This window comes from Microcoleus sp. AT3-A2 (genome assembly GCF_036705685.1).
Lineage (GTDB): Bacteria > Cyanobacteriota > Cyanobacteriia > Cyanobacteriales > Microcoleaceae > Microcoleus.
The window spans coordinates 1-19,985 of record NZ_JAUBVF010000019.1; the positions used below are offsets into that span (position 1 = coordinate 1).

Consider the following 19,985-nt stretch of genomic DNA (forward strand, 5'->3'; position numbering starts at 1 on the left):
AACTCAATCCTTTTAAGGATTACCCCATAGAAGCCAGTTATCCCCCGTTTTCACGGTTTCGACTGAACGAATCGCACACAGGTTTTACTGGACGGGAACCAACGGTCAGCAATTACCAACTTTGAACCGTACAACTCGCATTTGTAGGTTAACTGGCGACGAAACTCAAAGAATCCCATATCAGCAACAGACGCAGCCAACTTATGATTAGCCATCATTCCGGTTACATTCAAATCCTCTATGACAATTACACCGTGGTTTTTGGCAAGTAATGTCGTCAACTTGTGTAACGTATCTTTACGTATGTTAGCTATTTTTCTATGCAGTCTCGCTATCTTGACTTGCGCTTTTATACCGTTGCTTGAACCGATAACTTTATGGCGGTTTAGCCATTGCATTCTTGACATTTTGGCTGCATATTTTTTGTGGGATTTTGCGCCAGTAATTACTTCACCTGTTGAGAGAGTAGCTAATGCTTTAATGCCGAGGTCAACTCCTACAATGCTTGTATTGCCTGATTCCTGCTGTTGGGCGTCAAACCGAAAGCTGATAAACCACCTGTCGGCTTGACGGGATCTCGTGCAAGACTTGGTTAATACTTGTGGCAATCTTTCATAAGTTTTCAGAATGCCAATAACAGGAACTTGAATTTTATTGTCACCCAAGATTTTAACTGCGCCTTCTAACGTGAAAGAGTCACGCCGCCCTTTCTTCTTAAATCTCGGCACTCCCCCAGTCTTGTTAAAACACCGTTTCCATGCTTCGCGCAATGCCATTAATGCTTGCTGCGGTGTAGACTTGCTGCATTCATAGTACCAAGGATTTTTTGATTTCACCATAGCTACTAACAGTTTGTGCAAGTCAATAGCTGTGGAAAATTTGAGCTTTTCACTCTCGTTGGTTTTATTGTGTAAGAGTATATTTTTGGTCAACCACAATCCCCAATTCCACGCATGACGCGCTACTCCACAATGCTTGGCTAACAATGTGCGCTGTTGATTATTCAGTTTCAATTCGGTTTTGAAGCCTAACAGCATTTTTACCTCTCTCTCGCTTTGAATCCCGCTATATACTGCTTCAGTCCCTACTCATTTCAGAAGGAATGAGTAGAGGTGAGTAGGATTTTGGTTACAGTTTCTCACCCTCAGTGCCGATCGACCTTTTTGCTCGCCCTCCGCGAGCGTCATAGGCTCGCGTCATTACCTTATTCTAAGGCAGCGCGGTTCAAATCCCTAGTCCGCCGGAGGATGGCGCCCGCTTGGGGGCAGCGATGGCTTTTCTGACGATCGAGCAGCAACTAAAGCCTGGTACAATAAATAGAAAGTTTTTGACGGACTGACCTTTTTCAGCTTTAGCCTATGGCAGTCCCCGCAGTGAGAGCTAGTCTTGAATCAAGCGGCATTGGTACTGCTCTCTCATTCCTCCAGACAACTGGCGGCGGCCGTACTTTCTGGAGGCTCTCCCGTGAGGCAGTGCTATGCGTGAGTGCTGAAGAAAAGTTAGAAAAAAATGCTATCCCCCGATTGGGCAAACGATACCAAAAAGTAAGACTTAAGTGGCAAAAAGTTATCATTACTTGCCTATACTTGTTTACTTTAGGTAAGTTGACTAATGATCACACGCAGTGTTATCTTTAGTCAAGAACCTTTGGCTTAAGGGGGATAGCCTACTTATGTTGGAATTAGCCGTCTACCCAACAGCGTAGGAAGTAAACACCACTTATCTTTTAGGCCTTTAAGTAACTTAAAGTAAGTTGGGATAGGTTTTACGAAGCAGAGGACTATTAGTGTGCTGTATCTAGCGGAAGTACAAAAACAGAAAAGCGGCTTTGGTCTCGGTGGCGGTAAGGCTGAACTGAAACTGCTAGCTTGTCAGCGGGGCGAACATAACTGGAGTGCCGTACCAGGCGATGACGGGATCCCAGTTGAGGAAGCTAATAAGTTTAACGACGGCACGCTGGTGCTGGTTGAGTTGAGCGCTAGCAAGCAAGTGCAACGGATTCAGGAGGCGGCCCGCCAGTTGGTGAGCATTCTGCAAAATTTCTCGCGATTGCAGGACAAGTTTAAGGATAAGGAAGAGGAAATTGAACAGTGGAAGGCTTCTCTGACGTTTTCGAGTCAGGAACTCAATCGCCGGGAAATGGAAATGCAAGCCCGCGAAGAGCAGTTGGCTCAAATGGAAGAGGAGTTGGAGCGGCTGGAGGCTCAGCGCTCGGAAATTGAAAATACTAGAGATGAAGCTAACCGATTGCGAGAAGAAGTCGATCGCAGTCGCGTGGAAATTGAGACGGCTTGGGAACAGTTGCGGGGCGAGCAGCAACGGGTGGCACAGCAGCAGTCTGAGGTTCCGCAGGGGGCAGTGGTTGATGAGCAGCAAACCCAGAGGATTCAGGAGTTGATGCAGAAGTTGGGAGGGGCAATTGCTTCGGCTCAAGGGGTGCGGGAACAACTGAATCAGTCTTTTGGTGCGGTGGGCGCTCAGCAGGCAATTCTGGATCAGCACTGGCAGCAGTTGGAGCAAAAACAAAGCATAGCTCAACAGCAACAAGAAGAGGTCGATCGACAAAATCAGAGCCTCCAAAACCGCTGGCAAGAGTGGTACCAATCTCAAGAAGGTTTGGCCGGGGCTCGGGCGGAGCTTAAAGGCCTGCAAAGTACCCTCAGCGCTAAGCAGGACCAAGCTCAGTCCGTGTCTGTGCAGGTGCGGGCTGTTGAGGATCTTTACCAGCAAGTTTCCAGGCTCGCATCTGCTTCGGGTACTGCGGGTACGGAGCAAAAAGTAGATGTGTCAGCTTTGGAGAAGATGCCTGTTGATGAGTTACAGGGGCTGGTGCAACATCTGCAACAGGATTTGGAAAAGGTGTTCCGGTTTGTTAACGATCAAGAGGAGGAGTTAACTCTGCAGCGGGAGACAATCGAGGAACTCCAAGAGAAAATTCAAGCTGCTAGCGAGTATGATCGCATGGCTTTGGAAAATGAAATGGCAGATGAACTCGAAAGTTATCAGATGTTAAACGAAACTCTGGTGGGACAGCGCCTCCGGTTGCAGGAACGGGAAGATGTTTTAAAGCAGCATCAGGGAGTGCTGTGGCGGCGACTGGGTACTGCTAATACTCCAAAACAAGAGCGAGGAGATATTGATTTGGGGCCGATTGTCGCACAGCTCAATACTCAGCGGCAGCAGCAAAGCCAAGAATTGCAAAGACTGGAAAACGAAATTCAGCAGGTGCGGGAAGCTATATCTCAAATTGAGGGAAATGTCAACCGCCAAAATGGGGAAAGTGAGGCGAAACGCTACGAACTCAAGCAGTTAGAGCAGAATTTGTTCAACCAGAAAGGTGCAGTGGCGCAACTCTGGGGCAGGGTGAATGTTTATCAAGAAATGTTGCAGCCGGTGCAGGACAATTTGACTGCGCTACGCCAAAAGCTCGAAGCGGCGGCGGGGGAACTCGATCGCGTGCAGCAGACGGGAGAGGAGCAAGATCGGGTAGTTTCCGATTTGCGGCAAGTCCTTTCGAGTTTGATCACAGCTTAAAATTTAATATCTAAAATTATCGAAGGGTGTTCGACTCGACCGATCGCTCCTCCAGGAAATGGATCGGTTTGCGATCGGTTGGGCGCTACGATTAAGCTGGTTAGTTTTTCTACGCTTTCAAAACTGGGCGCCGAGGGCAATATTTGTTGCAGTAGTTGTCGCATTGCCCGTCGCTGCAAGGCCAGGGGTGCTTCCCGCAAAATCGGGCGATTTAACTTGACGGGAAGTTGAAAATTCACCTGCGGGCTGTCTGCAATTGGAGACATTGCTCGCTGTAGCAAGTCGCTGGCTGCAAGTTCGAGATATTCTACATCGGCGCGGAGGAGTTCGGCTGTTTGAGCTAGGGCTTGTTGGGCTTTTGGGTTGAAATGAGTTTCCAAATAAGGCAATAATTCCGATCGAATTCGGTTGCGAGTGTATTGCAAGTCTTGATTTGTGGAATCTTCCCAAATTGGTAGTTTTTGCTCTTGACAAAATTGACCTGTTTGCGATCGAGTTATTTCGAGCAAGGGACGAACTAAATAGATTTTAGATTTTAGATTTTGGATTTTCGATTGGGAATTTTCATCCTGATTTTCCCATCTAAAATCGGCCGATATTTGGGAGTTGGGATTTTCGCCGGAATTCCCCAATCTAAAATCGGCAATCGCCAATTGAAAATCAAGTAGGGGCCGTGTCCAAGTGAGGGCAGAAAGTCCGTCGGCACCGCTGCCGCGAATCAGGTTGTAGAGGAGGGTTTCGGCGCGATCGCTGGCTGTGTGGCCTGTAACAATGTAGGGGTAGTTGTGGGCGATCGCAATTTCGGTTAAAGCTTGATATCTCCACTGTCTAGCCGCTGCTTCTGTTTTGGGGATGTCCGAGGCTGTATCCAAATAGTAGGATATTCCCCAGTTTTTAGCTAATTGTTCTACATGATTAGCCGATGCTTGCGAGTCAGAACGCCAACGATGATCGCAGTGAACAATAGCTAGGTTCCACCCCCATTTAGGCTGCAAATCTAGCAGTAATTTAATTAAACACAGAGAATCTTGTCCGCCGGATACTGCTACTAGCAATCGCTGATTTGAGGGCAATATTTGTCGGTAAAGCAGGGTCCTGTGTACTTGAGCGTGCAGGTGCGTCCAATTGGAAGATTCAGCCATGAGAGCAGTTTTTTATTAAGCAAAAATAAGGAAGTTATAAAACGAGCAGTGTCCGTGATTTAACGGAGGGATTTTAAGCAAAGAAGGGGAAGCATCCCCCTCTCCCAATTTCTCAATCTTTGCCTTTTTAGCTCCACATTCCTATACTTTGGGGGTCGCGGTCTGGATACCTAGAAATAGGAAAATGATTACTTATTTCTGTCGAGTTACATTGCTTTAATGGCTCATCTATATCGGTTTGATTTGAGCTATCTACGGCGTATTTTTGCACGGTGTCTGATCTTTCGGCAGCGGCAGGAAGGGCTTTTTGCTCTTTGATTTCAGGTTCAAGCGGAATGAACTCCAGACGCATTCTAAGTTTTCCTTTAGTCCAGTCTTTGCCAGCACTTAATAGCTCGCAATCCAAGCCGTCTGAAAATAATTTTTCGTCTACCAATTTTGACTGCATAATTGCCATAAATTCGCTGACTTTGAATGTACATTGATACATCAAAGCGCTGGTAGGGGCAGACACAACATCGTCTTCTTGGGGAAATATTTTCGATTCGTCCATATTAATTGTCCTTATTTTTAATGAATGAAGGAAGTTCGGCAACGAATTTTGTAACGGATGTAACGGATGTGAGGAAGAGCGAAGTTCTAATAAGGAAGAAAGCCCTTAGACTTCGCGATCGGGTAAAAAAAGGGAAGAAGGAAGAGGGAGTTAATTATTAGAATCTCGCTGGTTGAGTAAGGTGGGAATTGCCCACCCTACAACCGGAGATGATATTAATCCCAATGCTTTGACTTATCCTGTTCTCCTGTGGCCCATTGGTGGCTCAGGAATTAGAAAAACCAACCGTAGGAATGTAAACCTTTGCCTAACAGATTAACGCCTAGATAGCAAATCCAAACTACCACAAAACCTGTGGCTGCTAAAATCGCTGGGCGTCTTCCCTGCCAGCCACGAGTAATGCGGGCGTGCAGGTAGGCAGCAAATACCAACCAAGTAATTAGCGCCCAAGTTTCTTTCGGGTCCCAACTCCAGTATGATCCCCAAGCTTCGTTAGCCCAAACCGCACCCGCAATAATGCCAACTGTCAGTAAGGGGAATCCTAAACCGATGATGCGATAGCTAATGTTATCAAGAGTTTCTGCTAGATTCAAGCGCTGGGGCGAGAGAAGTTCTGCGGTTTGAGTTGGGGCGGTTGATGGGGTTTGAACGGTTGCTAATTCGAGCAATGCGGTGGTTCCCAAACCGTTATTGTTGGAGTTGAAAGAGGGTTCGCTGAAAACTAATGCGCTGTCGGCGCTGGTTTCTGTAATTTGAGGTTCGGGGTTTTGAGGGCGTTGGAGGCGGTAGTTGCCGTTGCGGTTGCTGTTGGTGCCGAAGGAACTACCGGTGAGTTCGATTTTTTGGCCGCGGGTGACGATTAAAAAGGCGATCGCCAGTAACGCTCCTACCATTAAAGTTGAGTAACTGAGCATCATGACGCTAACGTGCATCATCAGCCAGTTTGATTTGAGGGCGGGTACTAGGGGCTCTGCAGATTGCATGGTTGCGGGCAGAGTCAGGGCTGCAAAGGCGGATATTGCCATTGCTACGGGGGATGTGGCTACTCCTACTAAGCGGGAACGACTCATGTTTTCCGCGACTAGGTGGATGGTGGTGATTCCCCAAACTAGGAAAAATAGGGATTCGTAGAGATTGCTTAAGGGGAAGTAGCCGGCTTCTATCCATCGAGAACCGAGTAAAGCGGCGATGGATAGGTTGGCGACGGCCATTCCGGCGGTTCCTAGGGCCGATAGGTAGGGAATGCCGGGGAATGCTGCGCCAACCCAGTAAATGAGCATTGTGGAGAACAAAACGGCAAAGGAGATGTTGTCCAGCCAGTTCTGGAGTACGACCAGATCCATAAAAATTACTCCGGTAGTGTTTTTACTTATTTTTGCTAACTAGATCGATCGTACTGGCGTTGGGCAGTTTTGGGTTTGGGATTTTGAATTTTTGTGGCAATTATGAGTGATTGGCGGTTGTTGAGGTACGGGCGGGCGATCGCGCGGACGCATCAAACAAGCTACTATTGACCCACCCGACGAGTGTCACCCCGTCAAGTCACGCTTGTTGATTCTGGCTGACGGCTTGAGGTTGGATGAGTTCCCAGTAAGGAAACACGGAATGCTGATGGGCGAAATTCGATCGCCGATTAACAAAATTAGGACTTACGCAGAGGGGGCCAGAAACCGGGTTTTTTTAGGAAAATCCTTCGTTCGTACTCGAAGATTAAGTAAAAAACCCTGTTTCTTTGTCGGGAGTGCGTCTAGGACTAAAAATATAGGATGTTTTTTGATCTGGGGCTATCTGGAATCCTTTAGAATTGATTGAGCTGATTACCGACTTGCTGTTTTTGCAACCAGCAAAAAAACGGAAGCCCCCGACAATCGTTGTGGATACTCCCCAAATTTTAGACTAAAGCTCAACCTCCCAGATTTATCAAGGCGAGTCAAATCTAAAATCTAAGATCTAAAATCTAAAATCGACTGACGGTTGGATCAGTTCCACAGGCTAGAGGAGATGTTGGGTTAATGCGTCGAGATTCAATATTTTACCTTAATGTCCGCAGAAGGCTCCCGCTATAACCGAGGGGGATTTATCTAGATCCGCGAGTACCCCCGATGGTTTAGCGGCGAGATGAATGCCGACCAGCTAACGATTGAGCGATAGCGAATCATTATAATTCTACCCGTGTTTGTGTTGGGTAAAATGTGGTATCATTCTACCATGTTAGTAATAGAAGCAAAGTTAAAAGGAACTCAATCACAGTACAGTAAGTTGGATGAAGCAATCCGCACCGGACAATTCATCCGCAACACTTGTCTGCGATATTGGGAAGATAACAAAGGAGTCACTAGGAATGACCTCCAAAAGCTTTGCTCGGTACTAGCTAAAAACAAGGAAACCCCTTGGACGAAGAAGCTTAACTCTCAAGCTAGACAGGCTCACGCAGATAGAGCGTGGTCTGCTATTGGGCGTTTTTATGAAAACTGTAGATTGGGTAAGCCTGGTAAAAAAGGCTACCCCAAATACAAGAAGTTCAGCCGTTCCATTGAGTACAAAAACAGTGGATGGAAATTATCTGCTGATAGAAGACAGATAACCTTCACCGATGGTTTTGAAGTAGGAGCGATGAACTTATGGAGTTCTAGGGATTTGGTCTGGTATTCAGAAAAACAAATCTCTAGGGTTCGAGTTATCAGACTTGCTGATGGCTACTACGCTCAGTTCTTAGTGAACTGGGATAGAAGAGAGGAGCATGAGTTTCAAGGAAAAATGACGGGAATCGACTTAGGGCTTAAAGAGTTCTACACCGATTCTGATGGAAATACTGTCGATAACCCTCGATATCTGAGAAAGTCCGAACGTCGCCTCAAGATGCTGCAACGCCGGGTTTCTAAGAAGCATATCAGGGGCAAAAAGCAGTCTAATAGATACCATAAAGCTCGCAGGGCTTTAGCCAAACAACATCTCAAGGTAAGTAGACAGCGTGAAGACAAGGCTCGTAAAGATGCTCTGGCGCTAGTTAGATCTAACGACCTAATTGTCTACGAATACTTGAAGATACGAAACATGGTGAAAAATCACCACTTAGCTAAGTCTATTAGCGACGCATCATGGTGTCAATTCACTCAATGGCTTCAATATTTGGCCCTGGTTCACGGTGTCATTGTTATCGCTGTTCCACCTCGAAACACGACTGTTGATTGTTCGTGCTGTGGATCGAAAGTGAAGAAAACTCTTAGCACCAGGACGCATCGATGTAACCAGTGTGGCACGGTTTTAGATCGCGACCACAATGCCGCAAAAAACATTTTGGCAAAAGGATTCAAGCTGTTAGCTGAATATTTAAACAGTACCGTAGGGCATACGGAATCTGGAGCCAAAAGCTCAAAAGCGCAGGGAGAAACTAACCTCTGGCTTAAGAACGGAGACGTTCTTGCTCTAAGTTGGCTCGATGAACTGCGAACCAAGAATTATTGGGAATCCCCCACTATATTCGGTACTCCAAATTAGTGGTGGGAGGATGTCAAAAGTTTACAAATTTGAACCGAAGGGAGGCAGAGGCGATGTTAGGGATTACGCTTGAGGAAACTCGGTTTTATCGGGAAGCGAAGGAAGAAGGCATCGAACAAGGCATTGAACAAGGCATTGTGCAAGGCCGCGAACAAGAAGGAAGAGCCTTGATTTTACGTCTGTTAAATCGCCGTCTGTTAAATCGGCGAGTTGGAACATTACCGGAATCTATCACGACTAGAATTGCTGATTTGTCGATCGAGCAAATTGAAACTCTAGCAGAGGAATTGTTAGATTTTCAGTCGATCGAGGATTTAGAGGTTTGGCTGGAGAATTTGCCGCAGGGAGATTGATACGAGGTTAAGAATTGCACTTGAGGGGGCGATCGCCCCATTTACGCGCACCAACACATCAAACGTACCCCCCCTCTATTTCCTGGGTTTTAGGGTTCTTTTCGTGCATCCGCCGTTGCTGAGAGGATGTTCAGGGTGCGATCGGGGATGATTCCGGCGGATTAGAAGCGGATTGATGATGGTGGAATATGTTTTGGGCGATCGAACCTGCAGACTTATGTTAAATTAGACCTCTTGCAAAAAATAGCTAAGACGGGTTCTCCGCCCCATTCCACAAGAAAAGATGATTTTTGTGGGATGGACCGGAGAGCGCGTCCTAAAATTTCATTAAAAGGACTTTTGCAAAAGGTCTATTTTCCTGTAGTTTCAGTCCCTCACAGTACCTCCGGCGAACGACTTCTTTTTAAAGCAATAGATAATTGCCTCAATCGTTCGCTAACTTCTAAATTCGATTCTTGTGACTTCAACTTATCAGGTATTTCAGCAAACAGAAGTGGATTTCCCTGCAACCACTCATTGAGAGCAACGCCAGTCCAAGTACCTTCTTTGTCTCGGAAACTATCAACTAAACCCTTCAGTTCTTGAATACAGTATGACTCGAAACCAGCCGCACTGAAAATTGCATAAACTAAGTATTCTTCAAACGCAATAATATCATTTCCTACCTCAAAAACTACAGCTTCTTCTTGTGGCGATTTTATGTCATTAGAAAAATCTCCTACTATTTGCGCTGCTACCCCAGCAATTTGTGTTGCTATTCCTGTAACTCCTAATACTTGTTGCCGAATCTCCGAATTAAATAGTAAATCTGAACCATATTTTACATATTTTTTGAGAACCCTAAATGCAGCTTCTTCCCCACTATAGTAGTTATCAATAATTTCAATATCTACCCCTAAACTTTTGATTATTTTATTTCGAGTATCACTATTAACTGGGCCGCGAATCAGCGCTTCAGCAACTGGACGCGCAAAGCGTAAAAATAATACGCTTAAGCTATTCTCTAGTTTTGCTAAAAAATATTCCTCGGAATTTTCAATTAGCCTGGGTTTTACTTGATTACTTTCCCATAATAAACTTGTCATATATTCAACTAATTTTAATGCTTCATCCTTAAGTTCTAAAGCAAGTTGATGAGCAATTGCAGAGAGAAGCTTACTAATATCACCGTACAAATCATCACGCCAAGCAAAATTGGCTTTCATGCGGTCAAACTCTGGATTGGAGTTAGCAAGAAAGATAGTATCTTTCTTTTTAAATGTTTCCTCCCTGAGTTTCTGCATTTCATTGTCAACGATTTGTAAATATCGTTCTCTAAATTTTTCTATTTGAGTGAACGACTTAGCATTAGAACTATCTAGGGATTTGTTTACAACAGAATATTCATAGTATTTTTGTAAATCAGCTTTGATTGTTTCCCATTTTTGATTCCACCATTCGGTAAATAAAACCCGCCGATTATTTTCTTCAAATAGCTTGGCTTCTTCAGGATTTTCTGGATACTTTTTGCTGACTGTAATATAAATCTGTTCAGAATTGCTGAAAATATTATTGATAGACGCGTCGCATCTTTTTTTTAAAATCGAGACACGCTCAGTGTTGATATAGTTAAATATTTTTTCCTTAATTTCTGGAATTCCAGTACCATTTTTATTCAGAGTTTCGTCATCGGTAATTCCAGTCAGTCTCTTCAACTGAGCTTCGATATTACTTGCATCCCCAATCTCTAACTTAGTCTGTTCTCCTGCTAAACCATTCAAAATTAGATAGGCTCCGGCTGAACCATATACAATGCGTTCAGGTGGAAGCTTTGCACGCTTTAACCAGTCTTGAGATGCTTCTTCAATATGTGTTTTAAGCGCCTCTGCACTACCTAATGAATCAATCCGACTTAAAAATACAAAAAGCTTATCAGCAACGGTGACGTTTTTATCGCCAAGTTCGGTAAACTTGATTATTTCTAGTTCCTTTTCTCGGAGGCTAGTAAACCGCTGTACCAATATCACCGCATCACAGTCAGAGAGCATTGCTTGTGCTTCATCAACGTGCTTTGCTAAACCTGAATCTAAACCCGGAACATCATAAAAAACGATCCCTTCAGCTTGAGCAAGTTTGTTAGTATAAAGTCTAGCTTCTAAAACAGCGTGAGCATACTTTTCATCTGCTACATACTTCTTGAGTGGTTCTCTAATATCTTCGAGTCTAGTAAAGGGAAAAGTCAGATTACCTTCTCTTCTTACCTGTTGTAATGTTATTTCGTTTGCTCGTATAGTATTTAGGTCTTCTTTCGCCCCAACTTTCTCCAGTTCCTTGAGTAAGTTGATAAACTCTTCTTCAGTTCTCGCTTGTACTTCCAGCCTTTGTTCAGACTCGTTTTCAACTGAATAAATTTGTGTTGTGGTAAATGTGCATCTTCCTCCCTTTGCTGGAAGTAAATCACATTGCAACCAAGCATTAATAAAGGTGCTTTTTCCTGCTTTCTCTAACCCGACAACAGCGATGCGAAACTCGCGTTTTTTGAGTCTTTCAAGTTGGCGACGAGTTGGTTCTGCTTCTTGTAAAAGTACCTCTTTTAATCGAGCCGGAACTTCAGCTTGGGGTAACATAGCCAAGTTAAGCGCGTGTCGCTGCACGTTTAGAGCGTCGCTAAGACGAGCCTCATAGTAAGAAGATGCTGTTTTCCAATCCATTTTGAGGTTCCTTAAATGCGGTTAAATTTTTCTAAACCTGATAAATTTTTGAGACAATCTAATTTTTTTAATTTACACTGAGCTTGAGGTGGTAAATCCTTCTTTAAATAGCGAGCAATATTTTGGTCAATCAGGTTTCCACCATCATTAATATTGATTCTGATATAAACTTCTCGCGTGCTATCAGGTGGAATATCCTCATTTGTCATTATTTCTAAATTTTGCTCATTTGAGTCAGCAACTGTAACAGTAGTACATAAGAAATACGACGCATTATCTATGAGATGTGTTAGATCCTTAACCTCTAAAATTGAACTATTTCTGAAATTGCTGGCTATAGATGCTGGAACGATCAGGCATAAATCAGCAGGAATTGGAAGCGGAAAACTGGGGTGCTCTTTTGTTCCTTCAAGCGCTTTGTTCGAGGTTCTTTTTTCCTGCTGGTTTTTATCAAGATTTTGCTTGTAAAAAAACAATCCAACAAATGTAAAGGCTGCTGCTACAAAAATCCACTCCATGAATACTCCTGAAAACTTGTTTACTACTTTTGCAGATATGGCAGATATGGCAGATATTTTGAATCTTTGAGGATCGATCATTGCATCCAACAAGTTATCAATAATTTTCTGATCTTCATCTTTATCAGAATTAGGTTTTATCCCAAAATAATCACATATTTTTTTTGTTTGTTCTTGCGATGGTGATTGTTTTTCACAAACTATTATCTGAATAGTCTCATATAAAATGCCTCTTTCAGTTCCTTTAATTTGATCGTGTACGTTATTAGCAACTTGCTCGTATAGATTCTTGGGATTTTCGTTTTCCACTAGATTTTAATGCTCCTCTTTTAAAAATGTTCCCAATCTAGCAAATTCTCTTGCAAGGTCTTGAGATTTTTGCTGCATAGGTTCCCAAACATTTTTTTTATTTTCATAATCTAAAGTAATTTCTTGGTTGGCTTTATCAAGTCTAGCTTGATAACGGTCAAAAATATCATTTTGAATTTTATCTACATTCTTATTTAGGCAATCAATTTGCTCCAGTAACCACTGGGCGATTTGATCTACGATTTTAACCTGTGTTTTTCCAGCCTGAACTCTCCAGCCTTCAAATAAACTTTTTATGCTAGGGATTTTAGCATTATCACTAGAGCGGGTATTATGTTTGGGAACAATCCACAACCAGTGGAAAAAACTTCTAGTTTCTTCCTTCCAGGTTTTTGGTGTAATTTCAAAGCTAGATTCAAAATTAAATTTGAATAATAGTTCATTATTGACTTGGTTAAGTTGGGATTCAGGGAATCGAATTATTATGTTGGGGGCAATATTATTAGCTCCCTTTTCTAAATGTGATAAATGACACTTAAAAAGCTCGACAACTGCCTGATACATTCTATCTATTTCTTGGCTCGATATTTGCCTTAAAACATCCTCTATGACTAGATTAAGATGGATAGAGAGTTCGTTTAATTCTTCATTTAGTTGTTTGAGTTTATCTTTATCCTCATCTGTTCTTGCTTCTATTGTTTCACCGTTATTAGCAACAGAAGGAGTATAGCCTAACTTAACTAACCGTTTTAAGTTGTTTGCTAATAAATAGACAATTGAAGCATTGGCTTTTTTTAGATATGGGCTTTCTAAGATGATTGTTCCATTCTCTAAAGACTCTGCTACTGCGTCTAAAACTTGATTTATCCCTTTACCTAATTCTCGGCTCCATCCATAAAGCGGGTATAATTTTTCTCCCAATTCCTTATAAGGTTCAACATTCTGGAGATCTTTTAGGGTTTTCTCTAGATATAATACAAGGTCGTCTTCTGACTTTTTTTCTATGACTTCTTTAAATTTCGTATCTATCTGTTCAAACGGCTTCCTCAAATTTGTATAGCTATCTTCTAAGAACAGTTCAAGTGATGACCTAATGCGTGATATTTCTTCGCATTCCTGTTGATAACCTGCTTCTGAACTGTTAAGAATAGCTGTTGTTGTTTGTACAGCCCACTCTGCTACAGCATTTCCAGAAGCTACATTAAAACGTTCTATAGCTTGCGGTATTACTAACTGTGGAAAGTGTTGATTAATATGTTCCTTTAAGTGCTGCTGAAACTCTTCTGCATAAGATTCTTGCCATAATGCTTCAGCAACTCGGTTTCGATCGTGTCTCGACCATTTCTGTACGTTACGTGGCAGGTCTTCTAATATATTTTCATTAATTAATCCGTTAAAATTGTTGTCTGCCTTTTTACAGGCTTCACCACTATAGATATCATCATTATTTTGGATCTGAAGGGCTAGTAGCGCAGGCCATGTACTAAGTTTGACAACTTGTAACTTCTCAATATCTTCTGTATATTCTTTTAATTGTTCAGTCAATTCGTTTTTTATATCACATATAGCTTTTTCAACAAAGCGATTTTCTGTTTCAGGCCAATTTTTGCCGTCGGCTCGAAAAACGTCAATCCGATTCAGAGTAAAGAGCATACGTGCAGGAGAACCACCCAAATCTTTTACCTGCTGTACAACTTCTTGCAGTAAACTTTTTACTTTATGTGCATCGGTTTCTGCACTATTGTATGTGACTATGCACAATGCCTCTCGGCACTGTTTAATAACATCTGCGTTACCTTGATCGCCCACATAAGCCAAACCAGGTAAATCAAGAATTTTCACCCTTGTTCCTTGTGGTAGTTCCAGTTTAGACTCTTTGACAAGCCTGAAAGGGTAAAAGATGGTAGATTGTGGGCAAGCTAAATTCGGTTGTTTTTCTCTGTTTTCGATATAACTTATCATTACTTGGTATAAGCGCTGATAAATCCGATCTTCAGTAATACCTCTCCATTCGCCACACTCCCACAATGCTCCTGGTGTTTCATGGATTATTAGAGACTTTTCCTTGCTATATTCGATAGTGACTGCCCCTGCGCTCATTTCACTTACGGCTACGGGGACAATTTCGGCTCCACATAACAAATTTACCAAAGTGCTTTTCCCACTACTGGTAGTTCCTGTAGTCGCCAGAGTCAGAGTTGGATTACGGAGTGCATCAACCAGAGTGCTTAAAGCCTCGTCTAATTTACTAGAAAGTTTTTGTATCTCAGGCTGATATGTATCTGGTAAATATTCGGAGATTTCTGTAGAAAAATTATTCCAGTATTTAGCAAGCAGTTGAGCTTGGAATTCTACTTCGTCAAAAACTTTGTATAATTGTTTACTCATGTGTTAAATACTGGTGTTGATAGTGAATATGTATTCTAGTTAACATATTTAAGTCGCAAGTCATAGAGGGCTGACAGCAGCACTGTTTAATTATGACTCTAGGTATAATACTATAACCTGTCAAGAGGCGATCGCACTTTCTTTATTTAAATAAAGTTACAAACAGGCTCTTCAGATTTTTGCAGGTATTCAATTAGATTATCAGCGGGCGTTGCTGAATCCAGGTCTGAAACGATCGCAAAAACGCCGAAGGAGCGCTCTAAATTGCGATCGATTATACCCATATTCCCCAAACCCGCTGATCGAAATCTCGCACAATTAGCCAACAATCGATCGACTAAAACAAACCTCATTACCAAGGATTACCAATCATTCTAAAAGCAGACCAATAATAAGGATGAGAAAAATTCTGACTCCCCACGTTTGCCAATTCCGGGGGTAGCGGCAGATTGCCAACAGAAGTGTGCAGCATCCCCCCTTCAATTCGCACTTCTCCCCGCAACATCGCTAATTGCGCTTGCCGCAGTGCTTCTGCTTTAATCGGAGCAGTTTTTAACTGCCCGTAAAACTCCGTCATCAATCCCAAACTGCCCTCGTCGCTGACATACCAAAGAGTCGCCATCGCCGATTTAACCCCGGCTTGCACGGCTAACCCGCCAAACCCCAACTCGGCCTCTCGATCGCCCACAGCAGTCCTGCAAGCACTCAAAACTAACATTTCAACTTGCGGGCTGTGCCAATTCATTTGCCGCAACTGATCCAAACGCAATTTAGTATCCCACAACTGAATAAAGGATTGGCTGGGATCTCCCGCTCGAAATTCGGCGTGAGTAGCCAAGTGAATCATCCCAAAAGGCTGCTGCTGGCGCTGCGATTTCAAATTAGCCAGGGTGAAAGCTTCATTCAAGAAAGACTTACCCGGCCACTGCTGCGGCGTGATTGTCGATACTTCTATTTCCACCGCAGGTAAAGGACTCATATCTGGAAATTGCGACGCCCCCATTGCCAGAACTTGGGTATTTTTAAAATTGGCGAGGCTGGTATCTGTCAAACTCAGACTCGGCATCGATCCAACACTGTAACGCTCTACCAGAAAGCCTTTGCCGTCGTGCAGGGCACCCATCGGTATCGATCGCAACCCCATATCTGAGATAAAAGATAAATTCTCAATGCCTTTGGCTTGCAGTTCTGCTTCGAGCGGCGCTACCATCCACTGGTAGAGTTGCTGAGCCAAGGGCAAATAACTTTTAGTATTGCGCTTTACCGGATTAGTCAGTTCATCGCGAAATTTCCCAACAGCTTCCATTACCTGGGCGCGAGAGGTTCCAGGGATGCGCTGGCGAACGGGCACACCTTCCGGGGTGATCACCATCATTTCCAGTTCGTCAGAGGCTTGAATTTGCTGTTCTACGCGCAAGATGGACGAACTGCTGTAAGGCCGATCGACTGTAGAACCCCTGGGTACAAAGCTGATATAAATGAGAGCTGGTTTGATGCCTGTGGCTTGTTGGACACTGCGAAGGGTATTTTGGGCATCTTCTAGAGTGGCGATCGCAGTTGTGGATGGCAAACTTAGGTAATCGGCAAACTCCCTGGTAAATCTCTCCTCCACGGGAAAAATAACGGCATCGACGTTAGTTGGCAAATTGGAAGCGTCAAGATTCCCAGACGCGGGAGGTGAAATGCGCTGTTGCAAGGAATTAGATATCTGGTTTTGCTCTTGCAAGCTGGGCGAAAATAAAGGATTTGTGCTGGGTGGCTGGTTGGCTGCGAGTTCCGGTGTCGGCGCGAGATTTATCGGCGCAGCAGCAGGCGCAACCACTGGATTTTGAGTAACAGTTGGTGCTGGTGGCACATTTGAGACTGGTGCTGGGTTTTGAGTAATTGTCGGTGCTGGTGGCACATTTGAGACTGGTGCTGGCGTCGGCGTTAATGTTTGTGCGGGTGCGGGTGCTGGTGCAGGAGTTGGCGCTGGTGCGGGTGCGGGTGCAGGAGTTGGCGCGGGTGCTGGTGCTGGTGCAGGAGTTGGCGCTGGTGCGGGTGCTGGTGCTGGTGCAGGAGTTGGCGCTGGTGCGGGTGCTGGTGCTGGTGCAGGAGTTGGCGCTGGTGCTGGTGCGGGTGCTGGCGCTGGCGCTGGTGCGGGTGCGGGTGCTGGCGCTGGCGCTGGTGCGGGTGCTGGTGCAGGAGTTGGCGCGGGTGCGGGCGCTGGTGCGGGCGCTGGTTCCGGCGTTAGTGTTTGTAAAGGTGTTGGCGCTGGCGCGGGTGTTGGCGCGGGTGTTGGCGCGGGTGCGGGTGCGGGTGCTGGTGTTGGCGCGGGTGCGGGTGCGGGTGCTGGTGTTGGTGCTGGTGTTGGTGCGGGTGCTGGAGTTGGTGCTGGTGTTGGTGCTGGTGTTGGTGCTGGTGCGGGTGCTGGAGTTGGTGCTGGTGCTGGTGCGGGTGCTGGAGTTGGTGCTGGTGCGGGTGCGGGTGTTGGTGCGGGTGCGGGTGCGGGTGCGGGTGCGGGTGTTGGTGCGGGTGCGGGTGCGGGTGTTGGCGCTGGAGTTGGCGCTGGAGTTGGCGCAGGAGTTGGTGCGGGTGTTGGCGCTGGTGTTGGCGCAGGAGTTGGTGCGGGTGTTGGCGCTGGTGTTGGCGCAGGAGTTGGTGCGGGTGTTGGTGCAGGAGTTGGTGCGGGTGTTGGTGCAGGAGTTGGTGCGGGTGTTGGTGCAGGCGAGACAGAAGAAGCCGTAATGTTAATTTGGGTCGGCTGTACTATCTGAGGATCGGGGCTGAAATAACTTCCCTGTGTAATAACATTTTCCTTCTTTGGACCCCCAGTGGCAATGCTGCCAGCAGTACCGTTGAGTTTGTTATAGTCGGCCCCGACGCTGAAAGGAGTGTTCGAGGCTTCGCCATTGTGGCGAATGGTGATATCTCCACCATTGGCGCTACCAGTAGTGGATGCGGAAATGCTGCAAGCTTGCGACAAGCAATTGTTATCGTTTGTGAAAGTGCCTGTAGCTCGGAAATTACCGCCGGCTGTAATGTCAATCTCTCCTCCGCCTGTTCGACCTTCGGTGTTGATATGGGTTACTTCGATGTCGTTGCGGGCGTTGAGGGTGACTGCGCCGCCTTGTTTTTCTTCGGAGTTGGCGTCTATGAACCCTGTTTGAATGCTGCTTGAGGGTGCTGCAATACTAACGTTTCCGGCGTTGCTGGTTTTGTCGATCGACCCTGCGTTGATATTACCTGTTTCTACTTTTCCTGTACGGCTGGTGACGGTGATGTTGCCGCCTGCGGTGGTGTCAGAGTGGGAGTCGAGATCCGCAGTGCTAATGTCGCCACTAGCTTCTAGGGCGATGGGGCCGCCTTGGGAACTTGTCAGGTTTCCGCTGACTGCAATGGTGTTGGCTGCTTGAATGTCGATCGCCCCAGCGTTTGCATCTTTTACTGCAACGTCCCCCGCAGCTACTGCTCGGTTAGACGCCGTGAGTACCACTTCACCGTTGGCATTGACGCTGAGGCCTGTAGCGTTTGTTTCACCAATGCCTGTGAGCAGTTCGGGCAAAGATGCGATCGAGAATGTCGAAGCTGTGCTGGATGTTTCAGTGCTGCTAGTCGCTGAGGGCGCCTCGATTTCCAAACTCAGCAAATTGCCTCGTTGGCTGACGCGCACTAAATTTGTCCCGGATACTGATGCTACGGTAAGTTGACCGCCTGGGGCCGAAACGCTGCCGGTGCTGACAACGGTGCCGCCGAGCAAGGTTAAGTTCTGCCCTGACTTGACTGCTAAGTCTGCCGTGCTGATAATTGCTCCTGCTTGATCGGCCCCAAAACTAAAGGAATTGGGCGCGCCTGTCAGAGATGTGTAAGTGCTACTACCGTTGGCGTTAAACGAGTTTGAACCAAATCCAATCGCGGTGGCGGTGGTAGCTGTGAAAGAAGCCGGCACGTTTAAGCTGGCACTGTTGCCAAATATGATGCCGGAGGGATTCATCAGAAACAAGTTAGAATTGCCGCCGGTTACTTGAATTAAGCCGTTAATAATCGAGGGATTGCCGCCGCCTATGCCCGCTAAAATGTTGCGAATGTTGGGGTTTGATATAAAGTTGGCAATCTGATTTTCCGACAAGCCGAATTCTGTAAAGCTGTGGAAAAGATTTGCTTTATCGCTCGATAATTGTCCGCCTTCAATATCGAAGCGAGTTGGCTGCCCAGGAGTTCCGTTTTGGGCTGCAGGAGTGACGGTAGTACCCGTTGCGTCCGCCGCTGGAACAATTGTTTGACCTTCGGCTTTTGCTTGCAAAAAGTAAAGATTTATTAAGATAATTGGCAGATAAACTGCCAGTTTGCTTATTCTTTTTTTAGACAGCAATTTAGCCTTTATTTGAATATTTTGGGCGCTTTTCATAGGTTTTTAATGGGGAAAATATAGACAGAAAAATTAGGTAAATAAACCTAGTTTCTCTGAAAATTTGGGGTTAAAGACTGTATATTTATGAAGCTACCGGGTTTCGGACTGCAAGTGCGTTCCAGACTCACTTTCCCGACTCACTGAGGAAAATTTCCCTGTAAAATTTGCCTCTGCATTTGCAATTCCCCGAGCGTATCTTCTCCAGAATTTAAATATAACTCACAATGCCTAGAATCTGTATCTTCCCGATGACATATAAAAAAAACTGGCTTTCCTAGACGCAATCCGACCCCTAGAAACCGTTTTTTTTACATTAGTGAGAGTTTGAAGGAAGTATGGCTATTTAAAAAATCGGCTTCTGCAGCCAGAACTGACGGGGGAAAATCCACGTAAAAAATCTTTCTTTTCCTTTTATAAACAACAAAAAAAGCCGGCTCTACAATTGCCGACCCTTAAAATTCTGACAAAAATAAGAAGTCCTGGACGCAACGGTTACACAAAGTGTAGGGTGCGTCAGAAACGGTCAATTGCTTCTTCATTCCTAGACGCAGAAACCCAGTTTTTTTACGAAAACACTTAGTTGCAGTCCAAGGCTTAAAAAACTCGGTTT

12 protein-coding genes are annotated in these 19,985 nt (G+C 45.0%); 3 read left to right on the forward strand and 9 right to left on the reverse strand.

Annotated elements, in window-relative coordinates; translation table 11 throughout:
- Positions 1-50: 50 nt before the first annotated feature.
- Positions 51-1,037, reverse strand: a complete 987-nt coding sequence (locus tag QUB37_RS13185) for an RNA-guided endonuclease TnpB family protein (protein WP_333162582.1) — start codon at positions 1,035-1,037, stop codon at positions 51-53.
- A 751-nt stretch (positions 1,038-1,788) separates the two neighbouring features.
- Here QUB37_RS13185 and hmpF point away from each other — a divergent pair.
- Complete coding sequence (gene hmpF / locus QUB37_RS13190; protein ID WP_333162584.1) at positions 1,789-3,534, forward strand: pilus motility taxis protein HmpF; 1,746 nt, start codon at positions 1,789-1,791, stop codon at positions 3,532-3,534.
- Here hmpF and tilS read toward each other — a convergent pair.
- The 3 genes from tilS to ccsB all read right to left on the reverse strand — a co-directional run bounded on the left by tilS (position 3,531) and on the right by ccsB (position 6,572).
- Positions 3,531-4,676 (reverse strand): tRNA lysidine(34) synthetase TilS, encoded by a 1,146-nt coding sequence (gene tilS / locus QUB37_RS13195; protein ID WP_333162586.1) that lies wholly within the window; start codon positions 4,674-4,676, stop codon positions 3,531-3,533. The genes hmpF and tilS overlap by 4 nt on opposite strands.
- A 127-nt stretch (positions 4,677-4,803) precedes the next feature.
- On the reverse strand, positions 4,804-5,229 hold the full coding sequence (locus QUB37_RS13200) for a KGK domain-containing protein (protein ID WP_333162588.1): 426 nt from the start codon (positions 5,227-5,229) through the stop codon (positions 4,804-4,806).
- A 272-nt stretch (positions 5,230-5,501) separates the two neighbouring features.
- Entirely contained in the window at positions 5,502-6,572 is a 1,071-nt protein-coding gene (gene ccsB, locus QUB37_RS13205; RefSeq protein WP_333162590.1) for a c-type cytochrome biogenesis protein CcsB, read from the reverse strand.
- An 865-nt stretch (positions 6,573-7,437) separates the two neighbouring features.
- On the opposite strand from ccsB, the gene QUB37_RS13210 reads away from it, so the two are divergent.
- Together QUB37_RS13210 and QUB37_RS13215 are read left to right on the forward strand one after the other, a co-directional pair.
- A complete protein-coding gene (locus QUB37_RS13210; protein ID WP_333162592.1) occupies positions 7,438-8,727 on the forward strand; it encodes a transposase in 1,290 nt (429 codons plus the stop codon).
- A gap of 53 nt (positions 8,728-8,780) precedes the next feature.
- Positions 8,781-9,080 (forward strand): DUF4351 domain-containing protein, encoded by a 300-nt coding sequence (locus tag QUB37_RS13215; RefSeq protein ID WP_333162594.1) that lies wholly within the window; start codon positions 8,781-8,783, stop codon positions 9,078-9,080.
- 374 nt (positions 9,081-9,454) lie between these two features.
- On the opposite strand, the gene QUB37_RS13220 is transcribed toward QUB37_RS13215, so the two are convergent.
- From QUB37_RS13220 to QUB37_RS13240, 5 genes are all read right to left on the reverse strand, one after another.
- Positions 9,455-11,770, reverse strand: coding sequence for a dynamin family protein (locus QUB37_RS13220; RefSeq protein WP_333162596.1), 2,316 nt, complete (start codon positions 11,768-11,770; stop codon positions 9,455-9,457).
- A gap of 11 nt (positions 11,771-11,781) precedes the next feature.
- Positions 11,782-12,597 carry a hypothetical protein gene (locus QUB37_RS13225; RefSeq protein ID WP_333162598.1) on the reverse strand — a complete coding sequence of 272 codons (816 nt, stop codon included), beginning with the start codon at positions 12,595-12,597 and terminating at the stop codon, positions 11,782-11,784.
- A gap of 6 nt (positions 12,598-12,603) precedes the next feature.
- Entirely contained in the window at positions 12,604-14,985 is a 2,382-nt protein-coding gene (locus tag QUB37_RS13230) for a dynamin family protein (RefSeq protein ID WP_333162600.1), read from the reverse strand.
- Between the two features lie 146 nt (positions 14,986-15,131).
- Positions 15,132-15,338 carry a hypothetical protein gene (locus QUB37_RS13235; protein ID WP_333162602.1) on the reverse strand — a complete coding sequence of 69 codons (207 nt, stop codon included), beginning with the start codon at positions 15,336-15,338 and terminating at the stop codon, positions 15,132-15,134.
- Positions 15,338-19,372: a CHAT domain-containing protein gene (locus tag QUB37_RS13240; protein ID WP_333162604.1), complete on the reverse strand. Its 4,035-nt coding sequence runs from the start codon at positions 19,370-19,372 to the stop codon at positions 15,338-15,340. Before QUB37_RS13240 ends, QUB37_RS13235 begins: the two co-directional genes overlap by 1 nt.
- Between the last annotated feature and the right edge of the window lie 613 nt (positions 19,373-19,985).